Annotated in this window: 14 protein-coding genes; 4 read left to right on the top strand and 10 right to left on the bottom strand. The window is 74.0% G+C overall.

The window, feature by feature from the left end; all coding sequences use genetic code 11:
* Positions 1-191: 191 nt before the first annotated feature.
* A complete protein-coding gene (locus tag NGK70_RS01405) occupies positions 192-2,072 on the bottom strand; it encodes a tetratricopeptide repeat protein (RefSeq protein ID WP_251971602.1) in 1,881 nt (626 codons plus the stop codon).
* Positions 2,073-2,168: 96 nt separating this feature from the next.
* Complete coding sequence (locus NGK70_RS01400) at positions 2,169-2,600, bottom strand: DUF1810 domain-containing protein (protein WP_251971601.1); 432 nt, start codon at positions 2,598-2,600, stop codon at positions 2,169-2,171.
* Between the two features lie 61 nt (positions 2,601-2,661).
* Here NGK70_RS01400 and NGK70_RS01395 point away from each other — a divergent pair, with 61 nt between their 5' ends.
* Positions 2,662-4,014, top strand: a complete 1,353-nt coding sequence (locus NGK70_RS01395) for a class I SAM-dependent methyltransferase (protein WP_251971600.1) — start codon at positions 2,662-2,664, stop codon at positions 4,012-4,014.
* Between the two features lie 70 nt (positions 4,015-4,084).
* A complete protein-coding gene (locus tag NGK70_RS01390) occupies positions 4,085-5,194 on the top strand; it encodes a calcium:cation antiporter (RefSeq protein ID WP_251971599.1) in 1,110 nt (369 codons plus the stop codon).
* Positions 5,195-5,228: 34 nt separating this feature from the next.
* Here the strand turns inward: NGK70_RS01390 and NGK70_RS01385 are convergent, their stop codons facing one another.
* The 4 genes from NGK70_RS01385 to NGK70_RS01370 form a co-directional block, all read right to left on the bottom strand.
* The gene (locus NGK70_RS01385; protein ID WP_251971598.1) at positions 5,229-6,332 is read right to left on the bottom strand and encodes a thioredoxin family protein; all 1,104 of its coding nucleotides are present in this window, start codon (positions 6,330-6,332) and stop codon (positions 5,229-5,231) included.
* Positions 6,333-6,393: 61 nt separating this feature from the next.
* Positions 6,394-6,948: a methyltransferase family protein gene (locus tag NGK70_RS01380; protein ID WP_251971597.1), complete on the bottom strand. Its 555-nt coding sequence runs from the start codon at positions 6,946-6,948 to the stop codon at positions 6,394-6,396.
* Positions 6,949-7,140: 192 nt separating this feature from the next.
* On the bottom strand, positions 7,141-8,316 hold the full coding sequence (locus NGK70_RS01375) for a GGDEF domain-containing protein (RefSeq protein ID WP_251971596.1): 1,176 nt from the start codon (positions 8,314-8,316) through the stop codon (positions 7,141-7,143).
* Between the two features lie 89 nt (positions 8,317-8,405).
* Complete coding sequence (locus tag NGK70_RS01370; protein ID WP_251971595.1) at positions 8,406-9,437, bottom strand: Gfo/Idh/MocA family protein; 1,032 nt, start codon at positions 9,435-9,437, stop codon at positions 8,406-8,408.
* Between the two features lie 219 nt (positions 9,438-9,656).
* Between NGK70_RS01370 and NGK70_RS01365 the strand changes: the two genes are divergently transcribed.
* Positions 9,657-10,232, top strand: a complete 576-nt coding sequence (locus NGK70_RS01365; RefSeq protein WP_251971594.1) for a superoxide dismutase family protein — start codon at positions 9,657-9,659, stop codon at positions 10,230-10,232.
* Positions 10,233-10,249: 17 nt separating this feature from the next.
* On the opposite strand, the gene NGK70_RS01360 is transcribed toward NGK70_RS01365, so the two are convergent.
* Positions 10,250-10,954, bottom strand: coding sequence for a dienelactone hydrolase family protein (locus NGK70_RS01360; RefSeq protein WP_251971593.1), 705 nt, complete (start codon positions 10,952-10,954; stop codon positions 10,250-10,252).
* A 151-nt stretch (positions 10,955-11,105) separates the two neighbouring features.
* On the opposite strand from NGK70_RS01360, the gene NGK70_RS01355 reads away from it, so the two are divergent.
* A complete protein-coding gene (locus NGK70_RS01355; RefSeq protein WP_251971592.1) occupies positions 11,106-11,546 on the top strand; it encodes a hypothetical protein in 441 nt (146 codons plus the stop codon).
* A 21-nt stretch (positions 11,547-11,567) separates the two neighbouring features.
* Here NGK70_RS01355 and NGK70_RS01350 read toward each other — a convergent pair whose 3' ends face one another.
* The 3 genes from NGK70_RS01350 to NGK70_RS01340 are packed head-to-tail and all read right to left on the bottom strand — an operon-like array spanning position 11,568 to position 16,062.
* Positions 11,568-11,843, bottom strand: coding sequence for a hypothetical protein (locus NGK70_RS01350; RefSeq protein WP_251971591.1), 276 nt, complete (start codon positions 11,841-11,843; stop codon positions 11,568-11,570).
* Positions 11,840-12,589 carry a 3'-5' exonuclease gene (locus tag NGK70_RS01345; protein ID WP_256490737.1) on the bottom strand — a complete coding sequence of 250 codons (750 nt, stop codon included), beginning with the start codon at positions 12,587-12,589 and terminating at the stop codon, positions 11,840-11,842. Before NGK70_RS01345 ends, NGK70_RS01350 begins: the two co-directional genes overlap by 4 nt.
* Positions 12,586-16,062, bottom strand: a complete 3,477-nt coding sequence (locus NGK70_RS01340; RefSeq protein ID WP_251971590.1) for an SNF2-related protein — start codon at positions 16,060-16,062, stop codon at positions 12,586-12,588. Before NGK70_RS01340 ends, NGK70_RS01345 begins: the two co-directional genes overlap by 4 nt.
* Positions 16,063-16,182: the final 120 nt, after the last annotated feature.

Raw genomic sequence — 16,182 nt, 5'->3', positions numbered from 1 at the left:
CTCCTCCGCTGCGGGGTGCGGGCGCTGTCGGGTGGGCGCCTTGGGGGGCAGCTTAGCGGTAAACCGGGTGAAATTGCCGGTTTCGACGGGCGATGTGGCGGCACGGGCGGTATGCGCGGCCCGAGCGGCATGAGCGGCCAGGGTGGCCGGTGCGCCGGCGCCGGGTTTGGGGGCAGGCGCGGGCGCAGCGGTCAGGGCGGCTTGGCGCTCGGGGCCTGTTCGCGCTGGGCGCGTTGCCGGGCGTCGTCGAGGTAGCGCTGGTCCCCCGGCAGGAGCGTGCCGCGCGCCTGCTGGGCCTCGATGGCCTGGGCGATCTGCGCCCAGGTGATACCGCTGTCCGGCAGCTGCCGCAGCCGCCACATCGTCAGCCAGACTTCGCGTTGCGCCTGCGCCTGCGCCGAGCTGGGGTCGGCGGCGGCCAGGCGCTGGGCGATGGCGAGGCTGGCCTGAAAGTGGGTGTGGGCGCCGGCGAGGTCGCCCTGGCCAAACAGCAGGTCGCCGAGCCTGTTCTGGTTGATTCTGACATCGCGCTGTGCGGTCGCCGATGCGGGGTCGGCGGCGGCCAGGCGCTGGCGGATGGCCAGGCTGTCCTGAAACCGCGCGCGGGCGCCTGAGAAGTCGCGTTGGGCGAGGAGCAGGTCACCGATCTTGTTGAGGCTGACACTGAGGTCGCGCTGCGCGCTGGCGGAGCCGGGGTCGGCCGCGGCCAGGCGCTGGGAGATGGCCAGATCTTCCTCGAAGAGCGCACGGGCGCCGGCCAGATCCCGCTGGGCGAGGAGCCGGTCGCCGAGCCGCTCCAGACCGATGCTGAGGTCGCGCTGCGCGTTGGCCGAGCCGGGGTGTGCGGCGGCCAGGCGCCGCGTGATGGCCAGGCTGTCCTCGAAGTGCGCTCGGGCGGCAGCGGGATCACCCTCGGCGAGCAGCAGGTCGCCCAGCTTGCTCAGGATGAGGCTGTGGTCGCGTTGGTCATCGGCCGAACCGGGGTTGGCGGCGGCGAGGCGCTGGCGGATCGCCAGGCTGCCTTGCAGGTGCACGCGGGCGGCAGCGAGCTCACCCTGGCGGATGAGCAGGTCGCCCAGCCTGCGCAGCATGTGGGCGAAGTCGCGCTGGTAGACGTCGAGGCTGGGGTTGACCGCGGCCAGGTGCCGAAAGATGTCCAGGCTCTCCTCGAAGCGTGCGCGGGCGCCGACGCCGTCGCCCTGGGCGGCGAGTAGCTTGCCAAGTTCGTCCAGCGCGACCGCCAGGTCGCGGTTGTCTTGAGCGGTGTCCGCCGAGCGCTGCGCCGCAGCCTGGGCCTGCTGGAGACGGTTGGCCTCGGCGTACAGGCGGCTCAGTTCCACCCAGTCCCAGTGCCAGCCGGGGTCGAGGCGGGTGACTTCCTCGTAGCGCTTGATTACCGCCAGCGTGTCGACCTTGCCCTTGTCGCGGGCATCCAGCGCGAGCGTGGCGATGCGGCGGCGCTCGGCGGCCGTCTCCAGCGCGGCGCGCGCCTTGCGCGCCTGCTCGCGGGCGTCGGCCAGGCTGTCCAGCACCGCCAGCGCACCGGCTTCGTCCCCGGCGTTGTACTGCCGCAGGGCTTCAGCGCCTTCGGGCGTGGCGGCGATGTCCTCGACCGTGCTGCGGAACACCGCGATCTCGCGGGCGTAGGTGCGGTCGCGTGCGGCCAGTTCGGCGACGAAGCGTTCCTGGGCCTGGGCGAGTTCGCTGCGCAGGGCGCTGACGTCGGTCTGGCGCTGCGCCTCGGCCGTCTTCAGGCGGGTCTGCAGGCCTTCGATCTGGCGGCGCTGGCCGCGCAGGCGGTCGTCGGCTTCGCGCTTGAAGGCGTCCAGCGTGGCGGCGGCGTTGAAGACGGTTTCGGCGGCGGCGGCCTTGGCATCGGCGCTGAGGTCGCGCGCTGCAGCCGGGGTGGCTGCGAGGGCGGTGGCGGGGGCCAGCCAGGCCGTCGCCAGTGGCAGACCGGCGGTCAGCAGGCAGCTGCTGAGGGCCAGGGACAGCGCGGGGTGGAGCTGCCGAGCGCGGCGCCAGGGGCGGCCGGTGGACCGGTCCGACGGGTCGCTGGGGCGGTAGGCCATGCCGTGCTCCTTCTCCGCAGGGTGCGGTTGCCGTCGAGGGACGCCTCGCTGCGCAGCTTAACGGGAATGGAACGAATTTGCCGGTTTTTCGCCCGCTCAGGCGGCGCCCAGCCGTTCCTGCGTGGCCGCATCCCGCCGGCCTCCGTACCAGCGTGCCAGCAGCACACCCAACACCGCCTCCTCGGGCGCCACCGCCTCGAACAGCGTCAGGCAGGAGCGCAGCTTCAGCGCATCCACCGGGCCGAGCACTTGCTCGGCACTGAGCGTCGACGGCAGCGCGGCCAGCAGGCCGAAGGCCTCGCGCAGGCGCGGGCCCAGCAGCGGGTGGGCCCACCAGGCGCGGGCTTCGTCCAGGTCGCCGATACCGTAGAAGCGCGCCGTCTCGCTGCGGCCCAGGCCGCGCAGCTGCGGGAAGATGAACCACATCCAGTGGCTGCGCTTGGCGCCCGCGGCGAGTTCGGCGTGCACCTGCGGCCAGACGGGGGCCTGGGCGTCGACGAAGCGCTGGAGCGTGTGCGGATCGGGCATGGGTTTCTCCGCGGCGGGAGGCTTCAGTCTAGGGCGCGGGTGCGGGGAGGACAATTGCACCATGCATTCGCCCACCGCCGAATCCCGCCCCGCTGCCGCGGTGTCGCTCACCGAGCCGCAGAAGTTCATCGTCCGGCTGCGCCAGAGCCTGGCCGACGGCAGCTTCCAGCGGCTGGTGCTGGGCCGGCCGCACGATGCCGAGCCCTCGCTGGAAAAGCTGCTGGCGCGGCGGGTGCTGCTGCGCGGGGTGGAGCACCTGTCGATGGTCTGGCGGCATCGGACCAAGGACATCACCAAGAACCTGCCGCTGGACGAGGCGGTGGAGGAGGTGGCGCGGGGGGTGGCGCAGCAGTTCCACCACGCCCACCTGGTCACCCGCGGGCACGACATCCAGCTGATGATGAGCCGCAAGGGACAGTGGGGGCTGCGCATCGGCAAGGTCGCAGCGCCTGCGGCGGGGGCTGGCGCTGCGTCGGACGAGGGTGTCGCCGATGAGGGGGCCACCACCGTCACCGCGCACGACCGGGCGAAGCGCCATGCGCTGTCGCTGGACACACCCTTCCTGGCCGAGCTGGGCGTCACCGACGCGCAGCAGCGCCTGGTGCCGGCGATGGCGCGCAAGTGGCGGCAGATCAACAAGTTCGTCGAGGTGCTGGAGCACGCCATCGCCCAGTCGCCGCTGGCGCAGCGCGATGCTGCTCAGCCCGTGCGGGTGCTGGACTTCGGTGCCGGCAAGGGCTACCTGACTTTTGCGGTGCACCACATGCTGCGCGGCGCCGGCCGGGTGCCAGAGGTCATCGGCGTCGAGCTGCGGCCGGACCTGACCACGCTGTGCAACGACGCTGCGGCGCGACTCGGCATGGCGCCGGGGCAAAGTGAGGACGGCGGCTCGCTGCATTTCGCCACCGGCGATGTGCGCAGCTTCGCGGCCCGGCCGATCGACATCATGATCGCGCTGCACGCCTGCGACACCGCCACCGATGTGGCGATGCACCGCGGCGTGCTGGCGGGCGCGGCCATCATCCTGTGCTCGCCCTGCTGCCACAAGGAGTTGCGCCCGCAGATGAAGGCGCCGCCGCTGCTGCAGCCCATGCTGCGCCACGGCATCCACATGACCGAGCAGGCCGAAATGCTCACCGACACGCTGCGCGCCCTGCTGCTGCAGGCCAGCGGCTACGACGCCCAGGTCTTCGAGTTCATCTCGCCCGAGCACACCAGCAAGAACAAGATGGTGCTGGCGGTGCGCCGCGCCCAGCCACTGCCCGAGTCACAACGGCAGGCGTTGCTCGCGCAGGTGCAGGCGCTGAAGGCGCACTACGGGGTGGCGCATCAGGCGCTGGAGGCGCTGCTCGCAGGGGCACCGGCCGAACCGGCGGGGATCCTGGCCGCGATGGCCCGGGAGGCGCAGGCCTGAGGGGCGCAGCACCCGCCGCCGAAGCACCCGCCGCCGCGCCTGCTTTGCCTCCGCCCGCATACTGCGGCGCATGCGTCGGCCCCACCTGAACCTCCCGCCCGCCCTGCCGCTCTGGAGCCTGCTGCTGCCGGGGCTGGGGCTGCTGGCGCTGGGCCTGGCGGGCGCCTTCGACGGGGCCTGGACGCTGATGGCGGCGGCGGTCGGGCTCATCGCCGCCGTGTTGGCGGCGGTGCACCACGCCGAGGTGGTGGCGCACCGCGTCGGCGAGCCCTTCGGCACCCTGGTGCTTGCGCTGGCGGTCACGGTGATCGAGGTGGCGCTGGTCGTCTCGCTGATGCTGGCCGGCGGCGCGCAGGCGGCCGCGCTGCCGCGCGACACGGTGTTCGCCGCGATCATGATCGTCACCAACGGCGTCGTCGGGCTGTGCCTGCTGCTGGGCGGGCTGCGCCACCGGGTGGTGGCCTTCCGCGTCGACGGGACCGGGCCGACGCTGGCGGTGCTGCTGGCGCTGTCGGTGCTGACGCTGGTGTTGCCGGTGTACACCACCTCGTCGCCCGGGCCGACCTTCTCGCCCGCGCAGCTGGCGCTGGCGGGGGTGGCTTCACTCGTTCTGTACGGTGCCTTCGTCTTCGTGCAGACGGTGCGGCACCGCGACTACTTCCTGCCGCTGCCCGACGCGGATGGCACCGCGCCCTCCAGCAGCGAGCACGCTGCGCCGCCGTCCAACGCGGCGGCGCTGGCCGGGCTGGCGTTGCTGATGCTGTCACTGGTGGCGGTGGTGGGGCTGGCCAAGGCGCTGGCGCCCACGCTGGAGGCCGGCGTGCGCGCCGCCGGGGCGCCGCCCGGGGTGGTGGGTGTGCTGGTGGCGCTGCTGGTGCTGGCGCCAGAGACGCTGGCCGCTGCCCGTGCGGCGCTGCACAACCGGCTCCAGACCAGCCTGAACCTGGCGCTGGGCTCCGGGCTGGCCAGCATCGGCCTGACGGTGCCGGTGGTGGCGGCGCTGAGCCCCTGGCTGCCCTTTCCGCTGCAGCTCGGGCTCGGCGGCAAGGACATCGTGCTGCTGGTGCTCAGCTTTGCCGTGGCCACGCTGACCCTGGCGGGCGGGCGCGCCACGGTGCTGCAGGGCGCGGTGCACCTGGTGCTGTTCGTGGTGTTCCTGTTCCTGGCGGTGGTGCCCTGACGGCCGGCCGCCAGCGCCGCTCGCGCTGGGTGAGCTACTTCCAGAGCTCGACGCGCTGGCCCTGCTCGCGCAGGCGGTCGGCCTTGTCGCGCAGGTAGCGCTGGAACTCGGGCTCGCGCCGCCAGCTGCCGCTCGCGACGTAGTCGAAGGCGCTGGCGAGGTGGAAGGCCCGCGTGTAGCCGTCGACCCGGAACACCTCCCGGCCGGCCGCTGCGGGGCCGGCGGCGTCGAAGAACACCAGCGTCGGCGTGAAACCGACCTGCAGCTCGCGGGCCCAGGCCTCGGCGCTGAGCCGGCGGCCGTCCGGGGCGATCAGACCGCTGCGGTCGTTCAACGCGAAGCGCACGATGTCGACGCGGCGCAGCTGCGCCTGCACCTCCGGGCGCGGGAAGCCCTGCTGGTGCATCTCGTCGCAGGGCGCGCAGCGGCGCGTCTCGAACAGCACCGCCAGCGGCCGGCTGCCGGGCGCTCGGCGCAGGTCATGGGCCTGGCCGCCCGCGGGTGGGCGCAGGAAGAAGGGCTGTTCATTGAGCTGCGCACGGGCGGTCTCCCGGACGTGGCTGGCCAGGTAATCCGCCAGTGGCTGGCGCCGCTCGCCGCGGGCGATCACGTGGTCCAGCGCGGCCGAGAAACGCTCGGGCGGCTGGTAGCCGTTGAGCCGGCCGACCACCTGGCCGCTGGCGGGGTCGAGGAAGAGCAGCGTGGGCGTGAACTGCACCTTCAGCTCGCGCGCCAGGGTCTTCTCGCTGTAGCGGCGGCCGTCCACCCAGGTCACCTCGCGGTCGCCCCAGAGGTTGAGCGCGATGGCGACGAAATGGGCGCGCGTCTTCTCGACGATGGTGCGCTGGCTGAAGTTGGTCTGCATCAGCTCGCGGCAGTAGGGGCAGCCGTCCTGGCCGATGTAGACGAGCAACCGCTTGCCGGCGCGTGCGGCGTCGGCCATCTCGTCCTTGAAGTCGAGGAAGCTGTCGCTGAACCAGGGCGGGATGTCGATCGGATGGGGCGCTTCGGCCGTGGCCACCTTCGGCGCTGCCTGTCCGGGCGTCGGCGCCTGTGCCTGCGCGGTGGCACTGGTGGCCCAGGTGCCGGCCACCAGCAGGGCGGCCAGGGCGGCGGGGAGCCGATTCGCGATCTTCATGGCCTGTCTCCTCGGTGGCCGGGTGCCGCTGCGCTTCGTCCGGAGCCCGTCCGGACCGTGTTCAGAACACGAAGGGCACGAAGCGCTTGCTGGTCTTCATGTACGCATCGTAAGCCGCGCCGAAGTGGGCGCGGCACTCGGCCTCGTCGCGCAGGGCGGTGAGCAGCAGCAGCACGGTGGCCGCGCCCACCAGGGCGATGCCCAGCGGCGCGGCGGCGTCCTTCAGGTAGGCGCCCCAGGCCAGGTAGATCAGCGCCGCGTACATCGGGTGGCGGATGTAGCGGAACAGGCCGCTGGTGACGAGCCGGGAGGTGCGCTCGAAGCCGAACAGCTCGGCGTCGCTGCGCGTGGCATCCGGGCGGCCCTGATGCTTGAGCTGGCGCACGGCCTGGATGGCGAGCGCGGGCGACACCAGCAGCAGCACCCAGGAGGCGAGCTGGTGCGGCGCGAAGGGGTCGCGCTCCCAGACGGGGAAGTTCAGCAGCACCAGGCCCAGGATGCATTCCCAGGCGAAGAAGCGGTAGAAGCCGTGCGCACGCGGATTGCGCAGGGCGTGCCGGGACACCCAGAGCAGGGCGGCGGTGCCGGCGATGAAGGCGAGGGCGGTGGGGACCATGACCGGGCGAGGAGACGCAGGGCGCGAGGCGGATCGCGAAGCCTGCAGTCTCGCTCAGGCCGGCCGCGGGATCGCCGCCTTGGTTCGCAACGGGGCCGAGACCAGGTGAAAACCCTGGTTGCCGATCGGTTGCGTTGAATGGCCCTGATGGCAGGAGGGATGTGCGGCGCACCTGCGCAGGTGCCGAGGCCCTCAGCCCATCACCGCCCGGCCGCGCCCGCTGCGCTTGGCCTGGTAGAGCCGGGCGTCGCTGCGCTCGACCAGCATGGCCAGCGAGGCCACCCCGGGCTCGCTGGACAGGGCGCCGCCGATGCTGAAGGTGACCACGTCGCTGCCGTCGGGGCGGTGCCCGTGGGGGATGGCCAGCTGTGCCACCGCGTCCACCAGGCGCTGTGCGACGGTGGCGGCCAACTCCGGGCCGGCCGGGGTGAGCAGCACGGCAAACTCCTCGCCGCCCCAGCGGCCGGCCAGGTATTCGCCCTCGCGCATGTGGCTGGCCAGCAAGCCGGCCACGCGCCGCAGGCAGGCGTCGCCGGCCGGGTGGCCGTAGTGGTCGTTGTAGGGCTTGAAGTGGTCGATGTCGATCATCAGCAGCGCCAGGGAGTGGCCGCGCTGCCGGGCGTGGTACCAGGCGCGCTCGGCCTCGGCGTCGAACTGGCGGCGGTTGGGCAGGCCGGTGAGGGCGTCGGTATCGGCCAGGGTGCGCAGGCGGCCGTTGGCGTGCAGCAGCTCCTGGAGGGTCAGCTCGTCGAGCTGCGCGAGCAGGAAGCTGCGCCGGCCGTGGTGCGTGGCCGTCCAGCTGATGAAGAGGCTGAAGAACAGCACCGGCAGGTAGACCAGCGAGAACACCAGCGTGGCCTCGTTGAATCCGCCGGCCAGCCGCACCACGCCCTGGCCCGTGGCCGCGGAGATCGCCAGCGACCAGAACAGCGCAGGGGCGTAGTGGACCCGCACGCCGAGGTTGGCCAGCACGATGAAGATCACCGAGGCGTACTGGTAGGTGGCCACGTTGGGTGAGCGGCTGTGCGTGAGCAGCTCGAACCAGATCAGCGCGGCCAGGGTGATCAGCGCCGGCAGCAGCATGTCCAGCAGCCGCATCGAGCGGGCGCGGCGAAACAGCAGCAGCACGACGGGCAGCGTCAGGAGCAGGAAGGCCGTGCGGGTGGCCAGCGAGAGCGCCGCGATGTCGGGCACCGCCAGCAGGTCGGCCAGCGCGTAGGAGAAGTACGCGGCCTGCCCCAGCAGGTTGATCACCAGCAGGAAGCGCAGGTTGTGCGCGCGGTGGAAGGCGTGGAAGCGGCTGCGCAGCGTCGGCGGGATGGGCGCGTGGCGGGCCGCGAGGGCCGCTTCGATGAGCGGGTGTTCCATGGGTGAGTGGATTGTCCCGATATGAATCAACCCCTCCGGCGCGCCATGCGCAGGGATGGTGACTTGTGCACGCCGGCCGGCACTGCCGTTCAGGCCGGCAGGCCCGCCAGCAGCTGCGCCATCACCCGTGCGGTGCGCAGCGCACTCTCGCCCGTGCTGGGGCAGCGGCCCAGGCCGTTCCACTCGTGCACGATGGCCTGCACCAGCGGCTGGTGCACATGCGGCGGGTCGGGGATCGGCAGCAGCTGGGTCCGGCCGTCGACGGTCAGCTCGATCGGCGAGCAGCGGTTGACCGACCAGCGCAGGCGCCCGCGGCTGCCGACGATCTCGGTGGATTCCTCCTCGATGCCGGCGGCGTGGCACCACAGCACACTGCCGACCACGCCGCGGCCGGTGCCGCGGTAGGGGTCGCCTTCGCCGCCTTCGTCGCTGCCGGCATGGCGCCAGGTGCCGGCCACGATGTCTTCCGGCGCCCAGGCGCCGGCCTGGTTGGCGGCCAGGCCCTGCACCTGCTCCAGCGGGCCGAGCAGCCAGTCCAGCGCATCCAGGCCGTGGCAGGCGGCCTCGAAGAACAGCCCGCCACCCGAGCGGGCCGCATCGACGCGCCAGCGGTGCGCCTGGCTCGCCTGGCGCTCGGTGCTGGGCAGCGGCCGGAACTGCCGCACCACGACGGCGCGCAGCGCGCCCAGCGCCTCGCCGGCCAGCGCCTGGCGGATCGCCAGGAAGCGCGGCAGCGCACGGCGGTAGTAGGCCACCCAGAGCGGCACGCTGGCGGCGCGGCAGGCTTCCACCATGCGCAGGCACTCGGCGGGGTCCAGCGCCATCGGCTTTTCGACCAGCACGGCCTTGCCGGCGGCCGCGGCGCGCAGCGTCAGCCCGCAGTGGCTGTCCGGGTGGGTGGCGATGTAGACGGCGTCGATGTCCGGCGCGGCCAGCAACTCATCGACGCTGGCGTGCCAGCGCGGCACGCCGTGGCGCCGGGCCCAGTCGGCGGCGCGTTCGGGGTGGCGGCTGGCCACCGCGACGAGCTGCGAGCCCTCGGCGCGCTGCAGCGCCGGGCCGCTCTTGACTTCGGTGACGTCGCCGCAGCCGATCAGGCCCCAGCGCAGGGTGCGGTCCATGGGGAATCCTCCATCTTGCCGGTGCCCTGTGGCCGTGGCGGGTACGGCGCCAGCGTGCGGCGGCTGCGGGCCAGTCTAGCGGTGGGCGGCCCCGATGTGCGGGCGGTTGCGTGGGCGTGTGTCGGCGTCGGGGTCTTGCGCGCTGGCCTAGGATGTACCGGCCGGCGCGTGTTCCTGCGCATGGCACCCGGATCCAGACCGCTCAAGAGGAGACTCGTCATGCGCCCAGCTGCCCTGCTGCTGCCCCTCGTCATTGCCACCGTGGCCCTCACCGGCTGCACGGCGATGCACCGCCATGGTGACCACGAGGGACACGGCCACCACGACCATGCCCACCACGGCGGCAGCCCGGCGGCGCATGCCAAGCTGGAAGCCACCCGCGGCCACAGCGTCAGCGGCATGGTGATGTTCCACCAGGAGGAGGGCGGCGTGTTCATGCACGCGCGCCTCAGCGGCCTGACGCCAGGCCAGGAGCACGGCTTCCACATCCATGAGAAGGGCGATTGCTCCAGCGGCGACGGCCTCAGCGCCGGCGGCCACTTCAACCCCGCCGGCAAGCCGCACGGCCCGCAGGATGCCGAGCACCACGCCGGGGACCTGCCCGCGCTGAAGGCGGACGCCAATGGCAAGGCCGACCTGCGCGTCAAGCTGCCCGGCCTGGGCATCGGCAGCGGCGTGGCGGACATCGTCGGCCGTGGCCTGATCGTGCATGCCCAGCCGGACGACTACCGGACCCAGCCGACCGGCAACTCCGGCGCGCGCGTGGCCTGCGCGGTGATCGCCAGGATGGACTGAACCTGCCGGCCGGTGCTTCAGCCCAGCTGCTGGCCGAAGAAGCGCAGCGTGCGGTCCCAGGCCGCCTGCGCCCAGGCGGCGTCGTACTGGGTGAATGGGTAGCGGCGCGGGCCCTGGGCGTTCTCGTTGGCAAAGGCGTGGTGCGCCAGGTAGCGGTGGCCGGTGTAGGCCACGCCAGCGGCACGCAGCTTCTCCTCCAGGGCATCCACGCCGGCGATCGCGAAGACGCTGTCCTGCTCGCCCCAGTGCGCCATGACCGGCGCGGTGATCTTGCTGGCGTCGACGTACTCGATCGGCGGGTAGCCGTACCAGATCACGCCGGCATCGGCCTCGGGCACCATCGTCAGCGACAGCACGGTCAGCGCGCCGCCCATGCAGAAGCCGGTCACGCCCACCTTGCCGGCGCTGCGCGCCTTGAGTGCTTGCACCGCGCCGCGGATGTCCTGCGAGGCGGCGGCGCCGAAGTCCAGCCCGGTCATCAGGTGGTGCGCCTCCTCGGCCTCCACGGTGGACTGGCCGCGGTAGAGGTCCGGCACCAGCGCGGTGTAGCCGGCGCGGGCCAGGCGGTCGGCCACGCCGCGGATCTGGTCGTTCAGGCCCCACCACTCCTGGATCACCACCACCGCCGGGCCGCCGCTGCTGCCGGCTGCTTCTGCGAGGTAGCCCTGCACGCTCTGCCCGTCGGGGCGTTGGAAGGTGATCATGCTGCCCATCGTGTTCATCTCCTGAAGGCGGCGGGGCGCAGCGCCCCACCCGGTTGGTGGATGCGCCAAGGGTAGAGCACAGCCGTGGCGCAGGGAAGCCGGCCCGGGTTGACCCGGACGGTGCGGGGTCGGTGCCGGGCGGGTGCCACCGCTGCCCTAGACTGCCCGCATGGCTGCCTCGACCCGCTGGGAAGTCCTCCTCGCCGCGCTCGTCCTGGGCATCGGCGCCCTCGTCCTGGGGCTGCCCTGGGCGCTCTACGCCCTGGGCTTGCAGGCGGTCGAGGGTCGACCCGAGCCGCCGCAGCGCATCGCGGCGCTGGCGGTGCAGCAGCAGGTCTGGCAGCGTGCCGGCAGCGCCGGGCCGCCCGAGGCGGTGGCGCTGGACCCGGTGACCTACCTGCTGTCCGCCTCGGTGCAGGCCCGCCCGCCGGACATCGTGGCCTTCGCCTGGCGGGTGGCCTCCGACCACAGCCGCGAGCATCTGCAGCGCGATGCCGGGCCGTTGCGCCGGCACCTGGCGGGTGCCGCATTGACGATCTGGCTGACGCGCCACTGGAGCGTCGAGCAGCTGCTGACGCGCGTGGCGGAGCTGGAGCGGCCGGTGTCCTGAGCCGCCGCCCCGGGCGAGCCGTCAGGAGGCAGGTGGGCGCCACCGCCGCCCGACCAGGGCGCCCACCCAGGCCAGGGCGCCGACAGCCGGGATGGCGATGCTGGCCAGGCCGAACAGCGTGGTCGCCGTCGGCTGCTGCAGCCAGGCGCTGGCGATCATGCCGCTGACGGCGGCGCCAAAGGCGATCACCGTGGCGATCACGACCGGGGCCAGCGAGCGTGGGCGCAGCAGGGCGCCGAGCAACCCGCCAGCCAGCAGGCTGGCGGCGGCCACCAGGAACCAGCCGGTCAGGCTCACCGGCGCAGCGCCGTTGCCGCGCCCCGGCTGCGCAGGTGCCTGGTCACGCAGCGCGGGAGCTGGTCCTTGCTGGCGCGCTGCAGGGCGGCCAGCAGCCCGTGGTCGACCGGCTGGTCCGCCAGCTCGGCGGAAAAGCGGTCACTCACATCCTGCTGGATGCGCAGCAACAGGTGCGCGGTGGTGAGCGCGTCGGCCAGGGCGCGGTGGGCGCGGCCCTGGTCGGGCAGGTGGTGCCAGCGCGCCAGGCTGCCGAGGCGGTGGTTGGGCGCGTCGGGGTAGAGGCGGCGTGACAGCAGCACGGTGCAGGCGAAGTCGGCGGCCGGGTTGGTGACGGGCGCGGGCTCGCCCGGCACCGGCAGGGTGACCGGGCAGCCGGCGCGCTCGCGCTCGGCCAGCCAGAAGCCGCGGTCGAAGCTGGCGTTGTGCGCCACCAGCGGGCAGCCGCGGGTGAAGTCGGCCACCTCGCGCATCACCTGCTCGGCCGGCGGCGCGCCGCGCAGCATCGCATTGCTGATGCCGGTGAGCTGCTCGATGAAGGCGGGAATGCGCACCCCGCTGTGCATCAGGCTCTGGTACTGGCCGACGATGGCGCCGCCGCGCACCAGCACGGCGGCGATCTCGGTGGCGCGTGCGCCCTGGGCGGGCGTCATCCCGGTGGTCTCGAAGTCGATCACCGCGATGGTCTCGGCGCCCGGGCTGCTGCCCGGTGCCTGGTCCGGAGTGCCGGGGGGCCGCGGCGCGCTCATATCCCCCGCAGCAGCTCGCGCACCTGCTGCACCAGCGCCGCCAGGGCCGCACCGGTCAGGAAGGCGCCACCGTCCGGCTGCGCCAGCAGGCTGGCCAGCGCCGCACCGGACGGGGCCATGCCCAGCGCCGCGGCGGTGGTCTGCGCGTCCAGCAGGGCCTCCTCGATGCTCGCCTCGGCGATCAGGTGCAGCACCGGCACGCTGGCTTCGGCACCAGGCCCGGTCGCGGCCCCGGCCGAGGCGTCGGTGCCCGAACGGGGCAGCACGCTGGCCAGGCGCTCGGCCAGCCGGCGCGGCAGCCAGGGGCGGTCCAGGTGCACCACGCCGGCATGGGCGTGCTCCAGCTGAAGGCGCGGCAGCACCTCATCGGCCACCAGCGCGACGCGGCAGCGCGCATCGGCGCGGAAATGGGCTGCGGCATCGGCCAGCGCCGCATCGCTCAGCTCGGCCTGGAAGGCCAGGCTGCCAATGCCACGTTGCGCCAGCGCCTGGCCCAGCGCTGCCAGGGCGGCCGGCCACTGGCTGAACACCACCAGCTGCGTGTCCGGTGCCTGTGCGGACACCTCGTCGATCAGCGCCAGCAGGGCCGCGGCCTTCGGGTCGGGGCCTTCGCCCGCAGCGCTGGCTGCACCGTTGCCCGCAGCGCCGATGTCGTCGGCCACGGCCACGCAGGCCTGGCTCATGCCCCGCACAGCGGCCAGCAGCTCACGCTGCTCTCGGCTGGCGAGGTCGCCCACGCGTTCCCAGCGGGCGACCAGGCGGGCAGCACGTTCACGCTGGGCCTGGTGGCGCGCCGCCTGGCCAGTGGTCAGCGCCAGGGTGTGGACGTCGTCATCGGCCGGGTGCGGCTCGGGTGTGGCACCCGCGGCCAGCGGGGCACGGCGACGGCGCAGCAGCAGCGGCAGCAGGGTGTCGCCGAGGCGGTCGAGGTCATGCCAATCCTGCACGGACGCGCCCGCTGCAGCGTCAGGTGCCGGGCCGGCGTGGGCCTCCAGCAGGCGGCGGGTGGGCCCCAGGCGCAGCGGGTCGAGCCAGCGCACCAGCGCCGCCACGGCGTCGGGCCGTGCTTCGGCCGGGCGGCGCAGCACGACCAGGGTGGCGCCGGGGTTCAGCCGCTGCAGCGCGGCGGCGGAGTCGCCCAGCCAGGGCGGGGGGGCCAGCGGGCCTTCGTCGATCACCAGCACGTCCGGCGCCCAGGCGGCCACGGCGTCAGCCTGGCGCAGCAGCTCGTCCAGGCTGACCAGACGCAGCACCGGCTCCGACGAGGTGGCCAGCTCGTCCAGCCCCAGGCGCACGGCCAGCGAGGTCCAGCGACCGATGGCGCGCTGCCAGCGGCGCAGCCACTCGGTGGGCGCGGCGACCAGCAGGCGCTCGGCACCGAAGTGGCGGCGCTGCAGCGCCAGCGTGGCCAGCACCTGGGCGATCTTGCCCAGGCCGGGCTCGTCGGCCAGCACGCAGCGGCCGGCGCAGGCGGCCAGCAGTGCGGCCTCGACCTGGTGCGGCGCCAGCGGCTGGCGCAGCAGGCCCTGCAGCAGCGAGGGATCGGCCGGGCCGGCCGGGTAGGCGGCTTCCAGGGCCATCACGCGGCGCTGGGCATCGTGGGCCTCGCCCAGCTGGGCCCAGACGGCCGGCTCGACCTGCAGGCGGTGGCCCAGCTCGGCCGCGCGCTGCACCAGTTGCTGCACGGTCGCCGCAGCGCTGCGGCCGAGGTGGCCCTGCGCATCGAGGGCCGCCGCGGCCAGGCTGCGCAGCTCGTCCGGGCAGCTGCTGCCGGGGCGCCAGGCGATGTGGCGCTCGGCGCCGTAGCGCAGGTGCACCTCGCTGTGCGGCGGCTGCGCGCCCTGCAGCAGGGCGGCATGGGCGGCATAGGCTGCTTGGGCATCAGGCCCGCCATCGAGCAGGGTGGCCAGCCGGGTGTCGAGGTGCGGGCAGCGGCCGTGGTCGCTGGCGGCAAAGTCGGCACAGCTGCAGTGGTTTTCACCCTCGCCAGCGCCTTCGCCCAGGCCGCGCAGCAGCAGTTCGTGCACCGCGCCGGTCTGGCGGTCGGTGACGCGGTGGCGGCCCCACAGTGCTCCGGGATCCAGCGCCTCGCAGGTGAAGCGGGCCGGGTCGGCCAGCGCCAGCACGGGCCGCGGGGGCAGGGCGGGGGGGGCCGGCGGGGCCAGTTCGATGGCGGCGGGCTCGGCGGGCGGCTCCGAGGCCACCGCCCGTTCGGCGGCAGGCGCCTGGATGGCGACGTCGGCCTCGACCGGCGGTTGGTCCGCCCCGGGCTCGATGCCGGTGGCCTCGGCCGTCTCGGCCGCAGCGCGATCCGAGCGCCCGCGGCGGCGGCGCCGGCGCCCGCGCGGCGCCGCCTCGTCGGCAGGGGGGCCTTCGCCCGGAGGGGCGGCGGTTTCGGCTGTGCTGTCGGTCGCAGGTACGTCGACCGCCGCGGCCGTTGCGGCGGCGGATGCAGGGGTGGAAGCGAGCGGGACCTCGACGGCCGGGGTCCCGGTCACGGCCGCAGTGGCCTGGTCATCGGCGGAGGCGGACCCCACCTTCTGGCCGCGGCGACGGCGGCTGGCCGGCTTGGCGGGCGTCGGGGTGTCGGTTGCGGCTGTGCTGTCGGTCGCGGGGGCCTTGCCCCGGCGCGACGGCTTGGGGGCCGGCGCGGTGGGCGGCACGGCCGGTGCGGCGGGTTCGGTGGGCGTGGCCGGAATGTCGGCGGCCGCGCGCGAGCGGCGCTTGGCGGGCGCTCGTGCGGGTGTAGCGGCTTCGGCCGCCACCGGCACGGCAGGCACAAGCGTCTCGACCACCGCAGGGGTGGCGGCCTCGGCCGGGGCCTTGGCGGCAGCACGCGGCTTCGGTGCGGTCTTCTTGCTGGCTGCCTTCTTGGCCGGAGGCTGTTCCGGTGCCGGAGCGGCGACGGGTGCCGCCGCTGCCTTCAGCGCCTTCTTGGCGGCGCTCTTCGGGGCAGCGGGTGGGGCGGCGTCCTGTGCCTCGGCCTGCCTGGCAGCCTTCTTCGCGATCGGTTTGGCGACCGGCTTGGCGGCCGTCTTTGCCGCTGTTTTCGCTGCCGCCTTGGCTGTCTTCTTGCCGGCTGCCGGTTCGGTTGCCTTCACGGTGGGTTGCTCGGCCGGCATCGTGGCCGGCGGCTCCGCAGCCTGTGCGGCGGCCTTTGGCACGCGCTTCGTTGCCGTTTTTACCGCCGCTTTCCTGGCCGTCCGTGCGGGAGTGGCCGGTGGCGCGGTGGGCGGCTCGATCGGCGCCGGCGCCACCGGGGTGCTTGGGCGGGTCTTCTTCCGTGCCGCAGTGGGGGCGGGGTCGACCGCAGGGGCCGTGACAGGCGCAGCAGCAGGCGCAGCGGCCACCGCTGCCGCGGCGGCCGGCTTGCGGCGGCGGGCAGGGGCCGGTGCAGCGGCGGGGGTCGGAACGGATTCGATCGGCGCGGCGGCCGGCGGGGTGCGGGGGCGGCGCGAGGAGGCGGTGGGCATCGGCGGTATCTTGTTCGGGCGGGCCAGGCGGCGCGCCGAGTGCGCGCACGGGCCTTGGGCCGGCCGCGCATCCTAGCCGCTGCAGACGGGCCTGCCGCAGCGCAGCCCGGCTGGTACGGC

Source organism: Sphaerotilus microaerophilus (genome assembly GCF_023734135.1).
Classification (GTDB): domain Bacteria; phylum Pseudomonadota; class Gammaproteobacteria; order Burkholderiales; family Burkholderiaceae_C; genus Sphaerotilus; species Sphaerotilus microaerophilus.
The sequence above is the reverse complement of the archived record's forward strand: the minus strand, read 5'-3'. Positions and strand labels throughout refer to the sequence as shown.